The organism is Streptomyces himastatinicus ATCC 53653, assembly GCF_000158915.1.
GTDB lineage: Bacteria > Actinomycetota > Actinomycetes > Streptomycetales > Streptomycetaceae > Streptomyces > Streptomyces himastatinicus.
Genome location: NZ_GG657754.1, coordinates 2,099,536 through 2,115,734, shown reverse-complemented (window position 1 = coordinate 2,115,734; position 16,199 = coordinate 2,099,536). Strand labels below are relative to the sequence as shown.

The following is a 16,199-nucleotide window of genomic DNA, read 5'->3' as shown; positions in this document are numbered from 1 at the left end:
GACGTGTTCGACATGGCGCAGCGGCTCGGGCTCGCCGTACTCGCTGTAGGACGTCATTTGGTACCCGCCTTGTCGAGAGCGCTCTGGAGGGACTTGGCGTAGCCCTCGCTGGTGTACGTCGCACCGGACACGGTGTCGACCTTCGCGGCGGACACCGCCTGCTGGTTGAGCTGGGGGATGGAGTCCTTGGCGATCTGTTCGCTGCGCGGCCCGGAGTTCGGCGTCTTGACGGCCTGCGCGGCGGTGACCTTCCCGCCGCTCATGGTGACGCTGACCTGCACCGGACCGTACTGCGTGTCGACGACGTCGCCGGTGAGCGTCTGCCCACCGCCGCCGCCCGCTCCCTGGGGCGCGGTGGCCGCGACGGGCGGTGCCTGCCCGGCGGGCGGTCCGGCGACGTTCTGGCCGCCGGCGGGCTGCTTCAGCGCGAGCAGCGCCACGACACCGGCGACGGTGGCGGCGGTGCCCAGCAGGATACGGCGCAGCGGATGCTTCCTCTTCATGGCTCCACCTCAGGTCACAGCTCGAAGGATTCATGATGGATACGGCGGTCGGGGACCCCCGCGTCGTGCAGCGCCTCGTACGCGTGCTCGGTCAGGCCCGGGGGCCCGCACAGATAGACGTCGTGCTCGTCGATGTCCGGCAGCAGCGCCCGCAGCCGCTCGGCGCTGATCTCCGGCCGGGCCCCGTCGGGGCCGTTGACGGCGTACAGCAGCCGGGCGTCCCGCTCGGTCGCGATCTGCTTCAGTTCGCCCCACAGCGCCAGGTCCTCGACGGTCCGGGCGCGGTAGAGCAGGGTCAGGTCGCCGCCCTTGCCGGGCAGCGTCTCGAACAGGGCGCGGATGGGGGTGATGCCCGCCCCACCGGCGATCATCAGCACCTTGCCCTGGCTGCGGCGGGACGCGGTCATCGCCCCGTACGGCCCCTCGGCCCAGATCCGGGTGCCGGGCTTGAGGTCGGCGAGCCGGGTACTGCCCCCGCCCACCGCCTTCACCGTGATGCGCAGCAGATTGGGCCGGGGAGGGGCGGACAGCGAGTACGGATGGGAACCCCACCGCAGCCCAGGGGCCAGGAACCGCCACCGGAAGAACTGGCCCGCCTCCGCGCCGATCCGGTGCAGCTTGCGCCCCTTGATCAGCACCGAGACGATCCCGGGCGCCTCCTGGACGACGGCCTCGACCTTCATCCGGTGCCGCATGTTCAGCCGCAGTGGCACCAGCAGCCGGTACCAGATCGCCAGCGCGCTGACCACGCCGTACAGCACGTACCACGCCGTCTGCGCCGTCATGTCGCCCACGAACTCGGCGCCGTTGCTGAGCTGGTGCCAGAAGGTCAGGAAGACGGCCGCGTAGGTGAGCAGATGCAGGTAGTACCAGACCTCGTACGGAAGCCTGCGGCGCACCATCCCGGCCGAGATCAGCCCGATCACCACGAGCGTCACCGTGCCGATCGTCGCCTCGAGCATGTCGGGGAAGGTGAGCACCATGGTCTCGGTCTGCTCGACGAACGAGATACCGCCCTGGGTCGCGTACCCCGCGATGATCAGCCCGACATGAGCGAGGATCAGGCACAGCGCGTACCGCCCGCTCATCGCGTGCCACCGCGCCACCCGGTCGGACCCCACCCGCCGCTCCAGCGCGGGCACCCGCGCCATCTGGAGCACCACCAGCGCCAGGACGTACCCGGCGAGCAGCCCGCTGAGCCGCCCGGCGCCGTTCAGCCAGGCGGCGTTGCCGGTGACGTTCGGGGTGTTGAACCACCACAGGGACAGCACCGCTGCCGCCCCTGCCCAGCTCAGCAGCACCAGCGGCACGGCGGGGGAGCGCCGTGGCCGAATCTGGCGCAAGGCCAGCCGTCGACCGGCCCGGCTGTTCAATAGCGTCGTCACGGCCCGTCCCCTTCCTATGGGCTCCGGTGCACAGGGGTACGGGCGGGAGCGGACGATGACTCAAAGGGCGAAGAAATTCACCTGTTTCTTGCGGAACCGCGGCGCCGGGTACGGGGGTTGGTGCCTGGCCTGCTGCCGGACCTCCCGACAGTGTCGGCTTCGCCACAAATCCTTGCGCTGCGGGAGTGGGGTGTGCATGGCAGATCGCCGGGTAGGCGCGAGCCACGTCGTCGATGCGCGTACGCGCCGAAGGAGAAACTGTCTATGCCACAGGTCGAACCGACCACCAGGAACCCGGACAAAGGCTATGTAGCGCTTCTTGGCTGGAGTCTCAACGCGGTGGAAGCCCTCGATCGGTTCGACCGGAGATACGTCGTCGTGGCGCCGGAGTGGGCCGAGGAGTACTGCGTCGACCACGACATCCCCTACCTGCCGTGGAATTTCGAACGGCTCAACGACCGCTCCATGGAGATCGCCGAGACTCTTCAGAACGAGGGTGTCGACGTCGCGATCCCGCTGTTCGAGGAAACGGTCGAATGGGCAGGGGCGATCAACTCCGTTCTGCTGGACAACCCGCGCTTGTACGGTCAGGCCATGCTGCTGCGGGACAAGGCGCTGATGAAGCGCCGCGCGCAACTCGGCGGCATCCGGGTCGGAATATTCGAGGAAGCCCACGACCGGGACGACGTGATCCGCTTCCTCAAACGCGTCAATCAGACGCTGCTCAAGCTGGACGGTGACCCGAACGACCCGATCCACCTCAAGGCGTTCGACAAGGCAGGATGCCTCGGGCACCGCGTCATCCGCACCCCGGACGAGATCGACACGATTCCGGACGATGAGTTCCCGGTTCTCATGGAATCCCACCTCGATGGCTGGGAGTTCGCGGTCGAGGCGTGGGTACACAACGGGAAGATCAAGTTCCTCAATATCTCCGAATACGTCACGCTGGGATATTCGGTGTTCGTGCCGGCAACCCCGGAACTGGAGCGGTACCGCCCGCAGATCACGGCGCAGATCGAGAAGCTCATCAAGACGTTCGACATCGAGTTCGGCTTCGTTCACCCAGAGTATTTCGTCACCAGTGACGGCGAGATGTACTTTGGTGAGGTCGCCTACCGGCCACCGGGCTTCAAGGTGTTCGAGCTGCTGGAGCGGGCATACGGGTTCAACGCCTACCATGGGCTGGTGTTGGCCTTCGACCCGAAGACTACCGAGGAGGAAATCGACGCCTTCTTCCCGCGCGAGGTGGTCGACGCCTCCGGGGTCGCCGGCTGCTTCGGTGTCTACCCGCGCCGCCGCGTCGTCAGCGAACTGGAGATCCCGGAGGAGACCGAGGACGACGACTACTACGAGTCGCACGACCTCTCGACGCCGCTCGAGGAGACTGTCACCAAGAGGACCGCGTTCGGCACCCACTGGGGTCTGGTGTACTTCTTCGGTGACGACCCCTACCGGATGCGCGACCTGTTGAAGAAGCAGGAAGAGCTCGACTTCTACGTCTGACGACCCCGTCGACGCAGGAGACCTACCCGAGGAAACCCTTTGAAACCGACCGTCGACGTCAGCAGTGAGGCCACGACGCTGGACAAGCGCGTGACCTCACTCGACGACGCCATCCAGGCCATGGCCGAAACCCGCGACTTCGGCAAGCACACGAAGCTGCGGCGGGTCCTGGAAGCATTGCGGCGGGTGCTCATGCAGCCGGGCGGCCCCGCGGCGGTCCAGGCCAGGGCGCAGGCCCTTGAGGAAGCCGGGCTCTTCCAGGGGACGGACTGGGCGTCACCGGAGATCCTCATCCCGGCCCTGGTCGGCCCGGGCCTGCACAGCGGAGACGCGGACACCGTTGTCATGGAGGCGACCAGCGAGCTGCGGATGCTCGCCGTCGCCCGCGGTGGCTTCGCGCACCCGACGCTGTCCGCCGAGGACGCCCGCCAGTTCCTGTCCCAGGTGCTGGCAATGAACCTGGAGCTGCTGTTCACCCCGCCCAGCGAGGCGGAGCGAACCCAAGCGGGCCGGACCGCACAGCTCATCCGGGACCTGTTCCGCCACCTCGCCGACGGGATCGGTTACGACAGCGTCCTGGACAACCTGGTCGACGAGATCTGGCGGATCCTGCGCCAGCGTCCGATCCAGGTCGAGGCGGTGCAGTCCCTGATCACCCGGATCTCGCTCTACCTCGACGATCCGGACGTCGCTCTCGGTGTGTCGTCTGGGCTGGGCATCGACCGGCTCATCACGAGCCTGTTCGGGACCACCGAGTCGTGCCGGGAGGACCCGGGCATCGACGTCTTCCGCTCCCGGCTCGAGGTGATGGACGCCGGCGGCCTCCAATACGAGGCGGCGGGGTTCGCGCGGGCGATGCACGACACCGGCCTGGTGTCGCCGTACCACGCGGAACTGCTCCGGTTCCTCCTGCGCGAGAGCGACTACCTCGTCGGTGAGGCGCTCGGGCTGTCCGACACCGGCCGGAACTGCCTGCTGCGCTACAGCGAACTGGTGCACCGGCTGATCGAGGTGGCCGTGCACCCGCAGACCGCGCAAAGCGTCTACGGGCTGGCGCTGCTGCTCGACCGCGGCATCCTTTACGAGCCGCCGGTGGTGCCCTCGCTGTGGCGCCAGCTGGCACTTGAGCTGTCCCCGGTCGCGCGGGAGCGGTTGACGACGGTTTTCGGCGAGACGCCGGGGCCGCAGGCGCGGCTGGTCGCGGGGGTGCTCTCGATGCTGGGCCAGCCGCTCGGCGTCGGCCAGGGCGACAACCCCACCTGCCAGTCGGCCCGCGCGCTGTCGATGTGGTCCTACAACGACCCGGACTACCTGCTGCAAATGGTCGTCTGGGCGGCCCGCGACGACGAGATCATCATGCACTTCGAGGGTCAGCCGATCTCGTCGAAGGACAGCGCGACCGGAGTCGCGAGCACGCTGCCGATGGACCTGGACCCCGTGTCGCTGCTCGTGGTGCCCCACCTGGACCGGATCTACGCCGAGATGGGGCGGCGCTGCGCCGAGCGGCCGGGGGACCCGCACCGGTGGGTCAACCCCGAGTTTCACGGCTGGTGGGCGGGGCGTGGGTTCCACATCAACGTCGATGTCGCGACCGGAAACCTGGTCGACCTCGACGAGTTCCTGCGGCAGTTCCACGCCACCTACCACCCGTCCTACAACGGCGAGCAGCCGCTGATCCATCCGCAGCCGGCCGGCGTCGCCGTCACCGACAGCGCGGCCCGCTACGTCGGCTGGCACGCGATCACGATCCTGCGGGCCGCGCCGGACCCACAGGACGTCATGCGCGTGTATTTCTTCAACCCGAACAACGACAGCGGCCAGGACTGGGGCGACGGCGTCGTCGTCTCCACCGCGGGCAACGGCGAGCGGTTCGGCGAGGCATCCCTGCCGTTCGACCAGTTCGCCTCGCGGCTCTACATCTTCCACGCCGACCCGCTCGAAAGCGGCGAACCGGAGCGGGTGCCCGCCGAAGACATCGCGCGGATCATCGGCTACATCGAGCGCAGCTGGGGCAACGACCGGCTACCCGCGGGGATGCTGCAAGCCCTCGAAAGGCCCACGAGCCTGTGAGCCTCTTCGTCGCAGGCACAAGAACTCCGCACACCTGATGCTCGTTTCGGGATCGTATGATCGCTGACCACGTCATTCTTGGTTAGGAACGTCATGTCGATGCCGCCCCAGCCGCAGGGGAACCCGTACGCCTCCGCGCCGCCCCAGGGGAATCCGTACGCCACACCGCACGCTCCGTACGGTCAGCCGCAGCAGCAGCCCCACTACTGCCAGCATCCGCATCCGGCCGCCGGTTACGGCCAGCCGATGGCCGGGGTGCCGCAGGTGCCCGCCTGCCGGGTCTGCGCGTCGTATCCGGCGGCGGAGGTCACCATCCGCGGCCACGTCGGCATGCTGATCATGATGCGGTTCCAGAAGTGGCCGGGACCGTACTGCCGTACGTGCGGTACGGCGATGCGCCGTGAGGCGACGACCAACACGCTGTGGCAGGGCTGGTGGAGCCCGTTCTCGATGGTGATCTTCAACCCGTACACGATCATCAGCAACCTGGTGGTCCGCGGGAAGCTCAACAAGCTCCCGGAGCCGGGACCCGCTCCGTACGGTGCGCGCCCCGACCCCGGGAAGTCCGTGCTTCAGCGCCCCGCGGCGTACGTGGCGCTGCTGCCCATCCTGTGGTTCCTGTTCCTCATCGTCCGCGGCGGCTAGCGAGCGCCCCGGACGGGGCCGCGCTTGCCAGCCCCGCCACGGCGAACGCCAGCGCCACCAGCAGCGCGCTCACCCAGACCGGCGAACGGTAGCCGAGCCCCGCGCCCAGGGTGAGCCCGCCCAGAGCGGGACCGGCCGCCGCCCCCACATTGAGGGCGGCGGTCGCGAACGCACCGCCCAGCGCGGGCGCTTCGGCCGCCGCGTACAGCGCCCGCGTGATCAGCGTCGAGCCGACACCGAACGACAGCATCCCCTGTACGAGCACCAGCACGACCGCCACGCCCGGCCGGTCCGCGCCCACCGACAGCAGCAGCCAGCCGACGAGCAGGGCCGCCCCGCCCGGCACCAGGACCAGCATCGGCCGCGCGTCGGACCACCGCCCTGCGACGGTCACCCCGGCGAACGACCCGAGCCCGAAGAGCGCCAGCACGGCGGGCACCCAGGACTCTCCGAAGCCGCTCACGTTCGTGATGAGCGGCGACAGATAGGTGAACGTGCAGAACGTCGCGGCGTTTACGAGTGTCCCCAGCCCCAGCGTCACCAGCAGCCGGGGACTGCGCAGCGCGCGCAGCTCACCGCGTGCGCTCGGCGCCTCCACCGCTTCGGTACGCGGAACCGACCGCACGATGGCGAACAGCGCCGGTACGGAGACGAGCGCCACCGCCCAGAACGCCGAACGCCACCCCCAGACCTGCCCCAGCAGCGCCCCGGCCGGAACCCCGGCGACACACGCGAGCGTGACCCCGCCCAGCAGCGCGGACGTGGCCCGCCCCTTCGCGCTGGACGAGACCATCCCGGTCGCCGCCGCGAGCCCCACGGCCAGGAACCCGGCGTTGGCCAGCGCCCCGAGCACCCGGGTGGCCAGCAGCACGGCAAAGCTGGTGGTGACGGCGCCGACGACATGGACGGCCATGAACGCCGTCAGAAACACCAGCAGCGCGCTGCGCTGCGGCCACCGCATACTGAGGACCGCCATCAGGGGCGCCCCCACGATCATCCCCACCGCGAACGCCGAGGTCAGCGCGCCCGCGGCGGGGATGGACACGTTCAGATCGCTTGCGATGTCCGGCCCGAGGCCGGACAGCATGAATTCGGATGTGCCTTGGGCGAAGACCGCCAGTCCGAGCACATAGATGGCAAAAGGCATGAAGACTCCACACACCGGCATGAAAGACGGAGAGAACTGCGGAGACCGGTAGCCCGGTGATGAAGGCGCCACCGAACGACCGGTGGCTAGAGCCTGGATGCCTCTGGACTGGACACGGCGGTCAGGTTAGCGGTTCGCCGTGTGGGTGACGAACGCGGCCCATGCGGTGGGGGAGAAGGCGAGCTGGGGACCCTGCTTGTCCTTGGAGTCCCGGACGCGGACGGTGTCCTCGGGGCAGGTGGCGACCTCGACGCAGCTGTCGCCATCGCCACCGCTGTACGTGGACTTGTGCCAGGAGAGGGCGACCTCGACGCAGCTGTCGCCGTCGCCAGTGGAGTAGCTGCTCTTGAACCAGGCAAGCTCGGTGCTCATAGCGCTCCTCGGATCTGCCTCAGCAAGCTCACGGAGTCTTCAGGCGTAAGAGCCTGTGAGCGCAGTTTGGCATACCGCATCTGGAGAACGCTGACCTCTTTCGGGTCAGTGATCAACTGACCGCTTCGCTGGCCTTCCAAGTAGCCGAACCACTGGTTGTCCGGGGTTTCCAGTAACTGCATGGGACCTTCGAGTGCCGAGTGTGTCTCTTGTACGAGCGGGATGATCTGAATCTCGACGTTTCGCAGCTCAGCGCACTCCAGCAAGTGGTCGATGAGCGCCTTGGTCACCTCGGTGCCGCCCGTGTGCCGGTTCAGTAGCGCCTGCTCGAAGATGAAGCTGAACGCGGTGTTCGGCCTGTCCCAGAGCAGGCGTTGACGTTCTCGGCGGGCGGCGAGTCGCGTCACGATCTCATCGTCCGTCAGTGGTGGGACCGTGCTGTGAAACACTGCCTGGCCGTACACCTCGTTCTGCAACAAACCCGGAATCAACCGGCACTCGTACGTACACAGGCTGATCGCCTGCTCCTCAAGTGCGGCCCACTGCTTGAACCACGCCGCCAACCCCGGCTTCCGCACCAGACACTTCGCCGCCGCTCGCAGCACCCCGAACGCATCGAGAACGTCCTCTGCCCGATCCACGTACTCCCGTTGCGGAAATCGCCGCCCCTGTTCGATCGAGGCCTGGGTCTGGACCGAGTACCGGAGCAGCGGCGCCAGTTGCTCCTGGGTGTAGCCCGCGCGTTCTCGAAACACCTTGACGATCGCCCCGAACGTCTTGAGGCTGTCCGAGGACTCCGGTTCGTTGTTCATGCCCGCGTTGTCCGCCATCTGCGGCCACCTCCGGTGGTGCCATCCGTACTGAACCTGACTATCGGCCCAACTCGGCCATGGTCACGGTCCGTTATTCGTACAGTCCACCACGCGTACTCGTACAGTGACGGAGCGTACGAGAAGCCGATCTGGTCCGGTCATACGTCGAGCCGGAACGGTGACGCCATGCCAATCCCAGCGCATCCACGCACGACTTCTGACCAGTTCACCCATCGCTTCAGCTCCACCCGCCGTGGCGCCCGCCTCGCCCGGCTGCTGGTGCTCCAGCAGCTGGACGAGTGGGGGTTCCCCTACCGCGGCGAGGTATCCGATCTCGTCGCCGCGGTCGTCGCCGAACTGGCGGCCAACGCCGTCACCCACGGTCGCGTCCCCGGCCGGGACTTCGAGGTCCAACTCACGCGTACCGTTACCGCGCTGCGCGTCGAGGTGACGGACACCCGTACCGAGGGACGGCCGCCCGTCGACGAGGCACCGGCCGCGCCGCCGCCCGACTCCGAGACCGGCCGCGGCCTGCTGCTGGTCGCGGGGCTCGCCGCGCGCTGGGGCGTGGCCGAGCGGCGGGGGCCGGGCAAGACGGTCTGGGCCGAGATCGACCTCACTTGCGGTCGAACTTGATCGGATAGGACACCGTGGAGCGCGGCACCGGCTTCTTGGTGCCCTTCTTCCCGTCGTCCTTCTTCGCGTCGTCGTTCTCGAAGTGGACGGGATACTTCCCCGTCTGGTGCGGCGTGGGCGACTTGCCGTCGCCCTTGTCGTCGACGTCGCCCCGGCCGTTGATCCACAGGACCCCCACCACGACCACGCCGAGCACGATCATCTGGTTCTTCCTATCCGCCACCGACTCCCCCTCGGTCCGCAGATGAGCCCCCCGCCCGTCAGCCATGGTGGCATCACCGCACCGGCGCCGACACCGCTGTCTTTCGGCCATGATTGCCAGATAGGGCTGAGACAGGTTTCAGAAGTGAACGGAGAGTCGTACGGTCTGCACAGCCTGATACACGAAGAGGAGCGGTGCTGAGCGATGGACAAGCCCTCCGGGTCCGCCCCCCTTCGCGTCGGCGTTCTCGGCGCGTCCTCGATCGCCCGGCGGCGGACACTCCCCGCGTTGCGCGAGTGCCCGGACACCACGGTCGCCGCCATCGCCAGCCGCGACCGCAAGAAGGCCGATGACTTCGCCGCCGACTTCGGCTGCGCCGCCGTACAGGGCTATGAGCGGCTGATCGAACGCGAGGACATCGACGCCGTCTACGTCTCGCTGCCCAATGCCCTGCACTACCCATGGGTGCGTGAACTGCTCACCCACGGCAAACACGTGCTGGCCGAAAAGCCGCTCACCACCACTCCACAGGACACCGCGGAGCTGGTGCGGCTGGCGGCGGAGCGAAGACTGGTGCTGCGGGAGAACATCGCGTTCGTCCATCACGGGCTGCACCGGCGGGTGGCCGGGATGGTGGCGGACGACCGCATCGGGGAACTCCGGCACGTCGAGGCGTCGTTCTGCATCCCGCCGCTGCCCCCCACCGACGTGCGCTATCGGGCGGACCTCGGCGGCGGGGCCCTCCTCGACACCGGGATCTATCCCGTCCGGCTCGCCCAGTACTTCCTCGGCGACGAGCTGACCGTCGCCGGTTCCGCACTGCGCGAGGGGCCGGAGGCGGGGGTCGACGTAGCGGGCAGCGCCCTGCTCGTGGCGACGGCCGGGGCCACCGCCGCGCTCACCTTCGGCTTCGAGCACAGCTACGGCTCGACGTACACGCTGTGGGGCAGCAAGGCGCGACTGACCGTCGACCGGGCGTTCACTCCGCCGCACACCATGTCGCCGGTGATCCGCATCGACGAGCAGGACCACGCCGAGGAGATCGTGCTCCCCGCCGAGCACCAGTTCGCCAACTCAGTGGCCTCCTTCGCCGACGCGGTTCGGCGGACGCAGGCCACGGGGGCGGACCCCGGCCACGCCGCATGGGCCGCCACGACCGTGCGTACCGCCGAACTGCTCGCCCGGATCTCCGAGGCGGCCGTCCGCGTCAGCGGGCGGCCAGCATGCTCTCGATGAGGTCGGCGGCGCGCGGGGTGCCGCCCTCGGCCAGGGTGTCGGCCTGCAACTGCTTGGACCGGACGCTGCGTTCCGGATTCGTGACCAGGTCGTTCAGTGCCGCGCGAAGGGTCTCGGCGGTGGCGTCGGCGGTGTCCACACGGCGGGCGACGCCGAGTTCCACGAGCCGGTCGGCGTTCATGAACTGCTCGGCTGCCTGCGGCACGACGATCATGGGAACCCCGGCGAGGAGCCCGATGCCGCAGCTGCCCATGCCCGCGTGAGTGACGAAGGCGTCGGCCTGTTCCAGGATCGCCCGCTGCGGGATCCAGGAGGAGTGCACCTCGATGTTGGGCGGGATGGTGCCGAGTTCCTCGGGCTCGATGTGCTTGCCGATCTGGAGAAGAACGTGCCAGCCGGGCAGGTCGCCGAAGGCGGCGACGCACTGGCGGTAGAACTCCAGCTGGCGCGTGTACGACGAACCGAGCGAGATCAGCATGACGTTGTCCGCGGCCGCCGGGCGGGTCCAGCCAGCCGTGTCCGCTTCGGTGTCGAGGCAGGGGCCGACGATGGTCACCGTGTCGGTGTCGACGCGGTCGGCGTGCGGCTGCATCGCTCGCGGGATCAGGGCGAGCGCCCGGGCGGGCAGGCCGGAGAACGCGTCCACGTCCGTGGTGGTTGCACCGCAGTCGGCGAGCCACCGCGCGAACCTGTCCCGGTACGCGTCGGCGCCCGGCAGCTTCCGCAGATGCACCGCGACTTCCTCCTGGAAGCCGTCCCAGCCGACGAACGTCGGGGACAGCTGCACGAGGGGACGGCCCTGCGCTTCCGCGAGGGCACGCGCGGCACTGGCACCGATGTCGTAGAGGTACAGGTCGGCCGGATCGTCGTCGTAGGCGGCGCGCAGTTGCGGGAGCGCCTGGACGGCGTTGTCCAGGAAGAGGCCCGCCGCGGCGATGGGATCGGCGGGCCAGTCGCTGTGCGCGACGGGCAAGGTGGAGGTGCAGGGCACCAGCTCCGCGCCGGTGGACTCGATCCGGTCGGCCACGGACGGGTCGTTGGCGTAGGTGACCCGGTGCCCGCGGGCCACCAGCTCACGGATGAGCGGGAGGCTGGGCAGAACGTGGCTGATGGTGGGGACGCCGACCATCGCGATATGGGCGCGGCGACGGGACATGGGCGATCACTCGTTTCTGGCGCGGGACGGGGTGGGCGTGTGGCGAGGGCATGATAGTCCGTACGTACCTGGTGAAGTGCCCCTGGCGAGGCGGTAGTTGGGGCGTAGCCGGTGACCGCGGAGCCTCCGCGGAAAACCCGTTGGCGGACCACGGCGACCACTGCTACGTTTCCGGAGGCCGTGCGAGAGAACGAGGAGGTGGTACCCGTGAACGTATCGACATGGGTGCTCCCCTCCGGGGTCACGGTCGGGCGATAGGCAGGTCGTCCGGGAGCGCCGTTCACGCGCACTCCCGAAAGGCACGACCATGCGATTCACTTCTGAGCAGCGCCTCGACGACGGCGTCCTCGAGCGCGCATTCACCCTCGGCGAGATCCCCGGCATCCTGTGGACGCCCGGATCCGCATCCGCATCCGCACCGGTGCCGCTGATCCTGCTCGGCCACCCCGGCGGACTGCACAAGATGTACCCCCGACTGGTGGCCCGGGCCCGGCACTCCGCGGCGGAGGGCTTCGCCACGGCCACCATCGAGCTGCCCGGGAGCGGTGACCGGCCCCGTTCCGCCGCTGCCGAGCAGGCCCGCGCCGACCTGCACCGGGCGTTGGAGGCCGGCGAGCCGGTCGACGACGAGATCGTGGACCGGCTCGTCCTCCCGCTGGTCGAAAAGGCGGTCCCGGAATGGCAGGCCGCCCTGGACGCCCTCCTTGCGCTGCCCGGGATCGGCGGCCCGGTCGGGTACTCGGGGGGAGTGATCGCCATCGGGGTCCGGCTGGCGGTGGTCGAGCCGCGCATCGTGGCCGCCGGTCTGTTCGCCGGGAGTTTCGTGCCCCGCGCCCTGTTCGAGGAGGCCCGGCAGGTCACCATTCCGCTGTATGTCCTGCTCCAGTGGGACGACGAAGGGAACGACCGGCAGGCGGCCCTGGATCTGTTCGACGCCTTCGGCTCGAAGGAGAAGACACTGAACGCCAACATGGGCGGGCACACCGGCGTCCCGCAGTCCGCGGGGGACGCCGCGGCCCGGTTCTTCACCCGGCACCTGAGCTAGCCGCCACAACCGCCCCGATCGCGCCGGTACCGGCCGCTCGGGGCGGCACCGGGCCACCAGCGCCGCGGCCCCTTCATCAAGGTGCCCCGGTCCTCACCTGCCGCGTTGACGAAACATACGGGCCAGTGCATACTTATGCCAGTCAGTGCATGGACCGTAAGGAGAAACCCGTGACCGAGCGCGTCGTACTCGCCTACTCGGGCGGCCTGGACACCTCCGTCGCCATCGGCTGGATCGCCGAGGAGACGGGCGCCGAGGTCATCGCCGTTGCCGTGGATGTCGGCCAGGGCGGTGAGGACCTGGACGTCATCCGTAAGCGCGCGCTCGCCTGCGGGGCGGTCGAGGCGGAGGTCGCGGACGCCAAGGACGAGTTCGCCGACGAGTACTGCCTCCCGGCGATCAAGGCGAACGCCCTGTACATGGACCGCTACCCGCTGGTCTCGGCGCTCTCCCGGCCCACCATCGTCAAGCACCTCGTCGCCGCCGCGCGGAAGCACGGCGCCACGACCGTGGCCCACGGCTGCACCGGCAAGGGCAACGACCAGGTGCGGTTCGAGGCCGGGATCTCCTCCCTCGCGCCCGACCTGAAGTGCATCGCCCCGGTCCGTGACTACGCGATGACGCGGGACAAGGCCATCGCCTTCTGCGAGGCGAAGAGCCTGCCGATCGCGACCACCAAGAAGTCCCCGTACTCGATCGACCAGAACGTCTTCGGGCGGGCCGTCGAGACCGGCTTCCTGGAGGACATCTGGAACGCGCCGATCGAGGACGTGTACGAGTACACCTCGAACCCGGCCACCCAGCGGGACGCCGACGAGGTCATCATCACCTTCAAGGCGGGCGTCCCGGTGGCCATCGACGGCCAGCCCGTGACCGTCCTCCAGGCCATCCAGCAGCTCAACGAGCGGGCCGGGGCGCAGGGCATCGGGCGGATCGACATGGTCGAGGACCGGCTCGTCGGCATCAAGTCCCGGGAGATCTACGAGGCCCCCGGCGCCATCGCGCTGATCACCGCCCACCAGGAGCTGGAGAACGTCACCGTCGAGCGCGAGCTGGCCCGCTACAAGCGGCAGGTCGAGCAGCGGTGGAGCGAGCTGGTCTACGACGGTCTGTGGTTCTCGCCGCTCAAGCGGGCCCTGGACGGCTTCATCGCCGAGGCCAACGAGCACGTCACCGGCGAGATCCGGATGACCCTCCACGGCGGCCGCCCCGTCGTCACCGGCCGGAAGTCGGAGCAGTCGCTGTACGACTTCAACCTGGCGACCTACGACACGGGCGACACCTTCGACCAGTCGCTGTCCAAGGGCTTCATCGAGCTGTTCGGGATGTCCAGCAAGATCGCCGCGAAGCGGGACCTTCAGCAGTAACTGCGTAGCAGACGTACGACACGCCTCCCGCCACCCGGCGGGGAGGCGGTCGCACACCCACAGCCTTGAGGAGCAACAGCGTGAGCAACGGCAAAGGAGGCGACGTCCGGCTCTGGGGCGGCCGCTTCGCCGACGGGCCCGCGGAGGCACTGGAGAAGCTCAGCGCCTCGGTGCACTTCGACTGGCGCCTGGCGCCGTACGACATCGCCGGTTCCCGTGCCCACGCCCGGGTGCTCCACGCGGCCGATCTGCTGACCGCCGACGAGCTGGAGCGGATGCTCGCCGGGCTCGACCGGCTGGAGGCCGACGTCGCCTCCGGCGACTTCACCGGCACCATCGCCGACGAGGACGTGCACACCGCGCTGGAGCGCGGGCTGCTGGAGCGGCTCGGCCCCGACCTCGGCGGCAAGCTGCGCGCCGGGCGGTCCCGGAACGACCAGATCGCCACCCTCTTCCGGATGTACCTGCGCGACCACGCCCGGATCATCGGCGGTCTGATCGCCGACCTCCAGGAGGCGCTGGTCGGGCTCGCCGAGGCCCACCCGGACGTCGCGATGCCCGGCCGCACCCACCTCCAGCACGCCCAGCCGGTGCTCTTCGCCCACCACGTCCTCGCCCACGTCCAGGCGATGTCGCGGAACGCGGAGCGGCTGCGGCAGTGGGACGAGCGGACGGCCGTCTCGCCGTACGGATCGGGCGCGCTCGCCGGGTCCTCGCTGGGCCTGGACCCGCAGGCCGTCGCCGCCGACCTGGGCTTCGAGCACGGCTCGTCCGCCAACTCGCTCGACGGCACGGCGGCCCGTGACTTCGCCGCCGAGTTCGGCTTCATCACCGCGATGATCGGCATCGACCTGTCGCGGATCGCCGAGGAGTATCATCATCTGGAACACGAAGGAGTTCTCCTTCGTGACCCTCCACGACGCCTTCTCCACCGGCTCCTCGATCATGCCGCAGAAGAAGAACCCGGACATCGCCGAGCTGGCCCGCGGCAAGTCCGGCCGCCTCATCGGCAACCTCACCGGGCTGCTGGCCACGCTGAAGGCCCTGCCGCTCGCGTACAACCGCGACCTCCAGGAGGACAAGGAGCCGGTCTTCGACTCCTGCGACCAGCTGGAGGTCCTGCTCCCCGCCTTCACCGGCATGATGGCGACGCTGACCGTCAACCGGGAGCGCATGGAGGAGCTGGCCCCCGCCGGGTTCTCGCTGGCCACCGACATCGCCGAGTGGCTCGTCCGGGAGGGCGTGCCGTTCCGGGTGGCGCACGAGGTCGCGGGCGCGTGCGTCAAGGAGTGCGAGCTGACCGGGATCGAGCTGGATCAGCTGACGGATGAGCAGTTCGCGAAGATCTCCCCGCATCTGACCCCCGAGGTGCGCGGCGTGCTGAACGTGCCGGGCGCGCTGGCCTCGCGCAGCGGGCGCGGTGGCACCGCCCCTTCGGCCGTGGCCGCGCAGCTGGCCGAGGTCAAGACGGACCTCGCCGCGCAGCGGGCGTGGGCGGACGCGAAGCGCTGATGTCCGTCTCCCTTGCCGCTGCTGCCGCCGCCACGCCGGTGTCCCGGATCGGGCTCGGCCTGGCCGCGGTCGGCCGCCCCGGCTACATCAACCTCGGCCGGGACCGGGACCTCCCGGCCGACCGCACCGTCGAGGCGATGCGGCGCCGTTCGCACGAGCTGCTGGACGCCGCGTACGCGGCGGGGGTGCGCTATCTGGACGCGGCCCGCTCGTACGGGCTTGCCGAGGAGTTCCTCGCCGACTGGCTGCGGGCCCGGCCGGAGGCGGCGGGGGACGTGGTGGTCGGCAGCAAGTGGGGCTACACGTATGTGGCCGACTGGCGCATGGACGCCGACGCGCACGAGGTCAAGGATCACTCGCTTGCCACGTACGAGCGTCAGCGCGAGGAGACCCGCGCCCTCCTCGGCGACCACCTGGACCTCTACCAGATCCACTCCGTGACGCCGGAGTCCCCTGCCCTCACCGACCCCGCCCTCCACGCCCGACTGGCCCGGCTCGCGGCGGAGGGCGTCACGGTCGGCATCTCCACCAGCGGTCCCGCGCAGGGTGACGCGATTCGCGCCGCGCTGGAGGTCGAGGCGGATGGGTGCCCGTTGTTCCGTACG

At 69.3% G+C, this 16,199-nt stretch carries 15 protein-coding genes and 1 pseudogene; 9 read left to right on the top strand and 7 right to left on the bottom strand.

Annotated elements, in window-relative coordinates; translation table 11 throughout:
* Positions 1-53: 53 nt before the first annotated feature.
* On the bottom strand, positions 54-503 hold the full coding sequence (locus tag SSOG_RS08325) for an FMN-binding protein (protein ID WP_009713767.1): 450 nt from the start codon (positions 501-503) through the stop codon (positions 54-56).
* Between the two features lie 14 nt (positions 504-517).
* A complete protein-coding gene (locus tag SSOG_RS08320; protein ID WP_009713766.1) occupies positions 518-1,888 on the bottom strand; it encodes a ferredoxin reductase family protein in 1,371 nt (456 codons plus the stop codon).
* Positions 1,889-2,152: 264 nt separating this feature from the next.
* On the opposite strand from SSOG_RS08320, the gene SSOG_RS08315 reads away from it, so the two are divergent.
* The 3 genes from SSOG_RS08315 to SSOG_RS08305 all read left to right on the top strand — a co-directional run bounded on the left by SSOG_RS08315 (position 2,153) and on the right by SSOG_RS08305 (position 6,109).
* Positions 2,153-3,394, top strand: coding sequence for an ATP-grasp domain-containing protein (locus tag SSOG_RS08315; RefSeq protein WP_009713765.1), 1,242 nt, complete (start codon positions 2,153-2,155; stop codon positions 3,392-3,394).
* A 39-nt stretch (positions 3,395-3,433) separates the two neighbouring features.
* On the top strand, positions 3,434-5,464 hold the full coding sequence (locus tag SSOG_RS08310) for a hypothetical protein (RefSeq protein ID WP_009713764.1): 2,031 nt from the start codon (positions 3,434-3,436) through the stop codon (positions 5,462-5,464).
* Positions 5,465-5,557: 93 nt separating this feature from the next.
* On the top strand, positions 5,558-6,109 hold the full coding sequence (locus SSOG_RS08305) for a hypothetical protein (RefSeq protein WP_009713763.1): 552 nt from the start codon (positions 5,558-5,560) through the stop codon (positions 6,107-6,109).
* On the opposite strand, the gene SSOG_RS08300 is transcribed toward SSOG_RS08305, so the two are convergent.
* The 3 genes from SSOG_RS08300 to SSOG_RS08290 all read right to left on the bottom strand — a co-directional run bounded on the left by SSOG_RS08300 (position 6,090) and on the right by SSOG_RS08290 (position 8,458).
* Positions 6,090-7,256: a Cmx/CmrA family chloramphenicol efflux MFS transporter gene (locus tag SSOG_RS08300; protein WP_039936918.1), complete on the bottom strand. Its 1,167-nt coding sequence runs from the start codon at positions 7,254-7,256 to the stop codon at positions 6,090-6,092. The genes SSOG_RS08305 and SSOG_RS08300 overlap by 20 nt on opposite strands.
* 126 nt (positions 7,257-7,382) lie before the next feature.
* Positions 7,383-7,628 (bottom strand): DUF397 domain-containing protein, encoded by a 246-nt coding sequence (locus SSOG_RS08295; RefSeq protein ID WP_009713761.1) that lies wholly within the window; start codon positions 7,626-7,628, stop codon positions 7,383-7,385.
* Positions 7,625-8,458 (bottom strand): helix-turn-helix domain-containing protein, encoded by an 834-nt coding sequence (locus SSOG_RS08290; protein WP_009713760.1) that lies wholly within the window; start codon positions 8,456-8,458, stop codon positions 7,625-7,627. Before SSOG_RS08290 ends, SSOG_RS08295 begins: the two co-directional genes overlap by 4 nt.
* Positions 8,459-8,626: 168 nt before the next feature.
* Between SSOG_RS08290 and SSOG_RS08285 the strand changes: the two genes are divergently transcribed.
* Positions 8,627-9,076 carry an ATP-binding protein gene (locus SSOG_RS08285; RefSeq protein ID WP_039936916.1) on the top strand — a complete coding sequence of 150 codons (450 nt, stop codon included), beginning with the start codon at positions 8,627-8,629 and terminating at the stop codon, positions 9,074-9,076.
* Here the strand turns inward: SSOG_RS08285 and SSOG_RS08280 are convergent.
* Positions 9,057-9,344 (bottom strand): hypothetical protein, encoded by a 288-nt coding sequence (locus SSOG_RS08280; protein ID WP_154685907.1) that lies wholly within the window; start codon positions 9,342-9,344, stop codon positions 9,057-9,059. The two genes, SSOG_RS08285 and SSOG_RS08280, sit on opposite strands and share 20 nt — an antisense overlap.
* 138 nt (positions 9,345-9,482) lie before the next feature.
* Between SSOG_RS08280 and SSOG_RS08275 the strand changes: the two genes are divergently transcribed.
* The gene (locus SSOG_RS08275) at positions 9,483-10,514 is read left to right on the top strand and encodes a Gfo/Idh/MocA family oxidoreductase (RefSeq protein ID WP_009713757.1); all 1,032 of its coding nucleotides are present in this window, start codon (positions 9,483-9,485) and stop codon (positions 10,512-10,514) included.
* Here SSOG_RS08275 and SSOG_RS08270 read toward each other — a convergent pair.
* Positions 10,486-11,670: a macrolide family glycosyltransferase gene (locus tag SSOG_RS08270; protein ID WP_009713756.1), complete on the bottom strand. Its 1,185-nt coding sequence runs from the start codon at positions 11,668-11,670 to the stop codon at positions 10,486-10,488. The two genes, SSOG_RS08275 and SSOG_RS08270, sit on opposite strands and share 29 nt — an antisense overlap.
* Positions 11,671-11,977: 307 nt before the next feature.
* On the opposite strand from SSOG_RS08270, the gene SSOG_RS08265 reads away from it, so the two are divergent.
* From SSOG_RS08265 to SSOG_RS08250, 4 genes and pseudogenes are all read left to right on the top strand, one after another.
* The gene (locus tag SSOG_RS08265; RefSeq protein ID WP_009713755.1) at positions 11,978-12,715 is read left to right on the top strand and encodes an alpha/beta hydrolase; all 738 of its coding nucleotides are present in this window, start codon (positions 11,978-11,980) and stop codon (positions 12,713-12,715) included.
* A 170-nt stretch (positions 12,716-12,885) separates the two neighbouring features.
* The gene (locus tag SSOG_RS08260; RefSeq protein ID WP_039936912.1) at positions 12,886-14,082 is read left to right on the top strand and encodes an argininosuccinate synthase; all 1,197 of its coding nucleotides are present in this window, start codon (positions 12,886-12,888) and stop codon (positions 14,080-14,082) included.
* Positions 14,083-14,162: 80 nt separating this feature from the next.
* Positions 14,163-15,594, top strand: a pseudogene (argH, locus tag SSOG_RS08255) (argininosuccinate lyase).
* On the top strand, positions 15,594-16,199 hold a 606-nt coding region (locus tag SSOG_RS08250; protein WP_009713752.1), incomplete at its 3' end, for an aldo/keto reductase. The pseudogene argH and the gene SSOG_RS08250, both read left to right, overlap by 1 nt.

What these genes read in the sequence shown, in the direction of transcription:
- SSOG_RS08325 (WP_009713767.1), bottom strand. Translation starts at nt 503, where the DNA reads ATGAAGAGGAAGCATCCGCTGCGCCGTATCCTGCTGGGCACCGCCGCC.
- SSOG_RS08315 (WP_009713765.1), top strand. Translation starts at nt 2,153, where the DNA reads ATGCCACAGGTCGAACCGACCACCAGGAACCCGGACAAAGGCTATGTA.
- SSOG_RS08305 (WP_009713763.1), top strand. Translation starts at nt 5,558, where the DNA reads ATGTCGATGCCGCCCCAGCCGCAGGGGAACCCGTACGCCTCCGCGCCG.
- SSOG_RS08300 (WP_039936918.1), bottom strand. Translation starts at nt 7,256, where the DNA reads ATGCCTTTTGCCATCTATGTGCTCGGACTGGCGGTCTTCGCCCAAGGC.
- SSOG_RS08295 (WP_009713761.1), bottom strand. Translation starts at nt 7,628, where the DNA reads ATGAGCACCGAGCTTGCCTGGTTCAAGAGCAGCTACTCCACTGGCGAC.
- SSOG_RS08290 (WP_009713760.1), bottom strand. Translation starts at nt 8,458, where the DNA reads ATGGCGGACAACGCGGGCATGAACAACGAACCGGAGTCCTCGGACAGC.
- SSOG_RS08285 (WP_039936916.1), top strand. Translation starts at nt 8,627, where the DNA reads ATGCCAATCCCAGCGCATCCACGCACGACTTCTGACCAGTTCACCCAT.
- SSOG_RS08280 (WP_154685907.1), bottom strand. Translation starts at nt 9,344, where the DNA reads ATGGCTGACGGGCGGGGGGCTCATCTGCGGACCGAGGGGGAGTCGGTG.
- SSOG_RS08275 (WP_009713757.1), top strand. Translation starts at nt 9,483, where the DNA reads ATGGACAAGCCCTCCGGGTCCGCCCCCCTTCGCGTCGGCGTTCTCGGC.
- SSOG_RS08270 (WP_009713756.1), bottom strand. Translation starts at nt 11,670, where the DNA reads ATGTCCCGTCGCCGCGCCCATATCGCGATGGTCGGCGTCCCCACCATC.
- SSOG_RS08265 (WP_009713755.1), top strand. Translation starts at nt 11,978, where the DNA reads ATGCGATTCACTTCTGAGCAGCGCCTCGACGACGGCGTCCTCGAGCGC.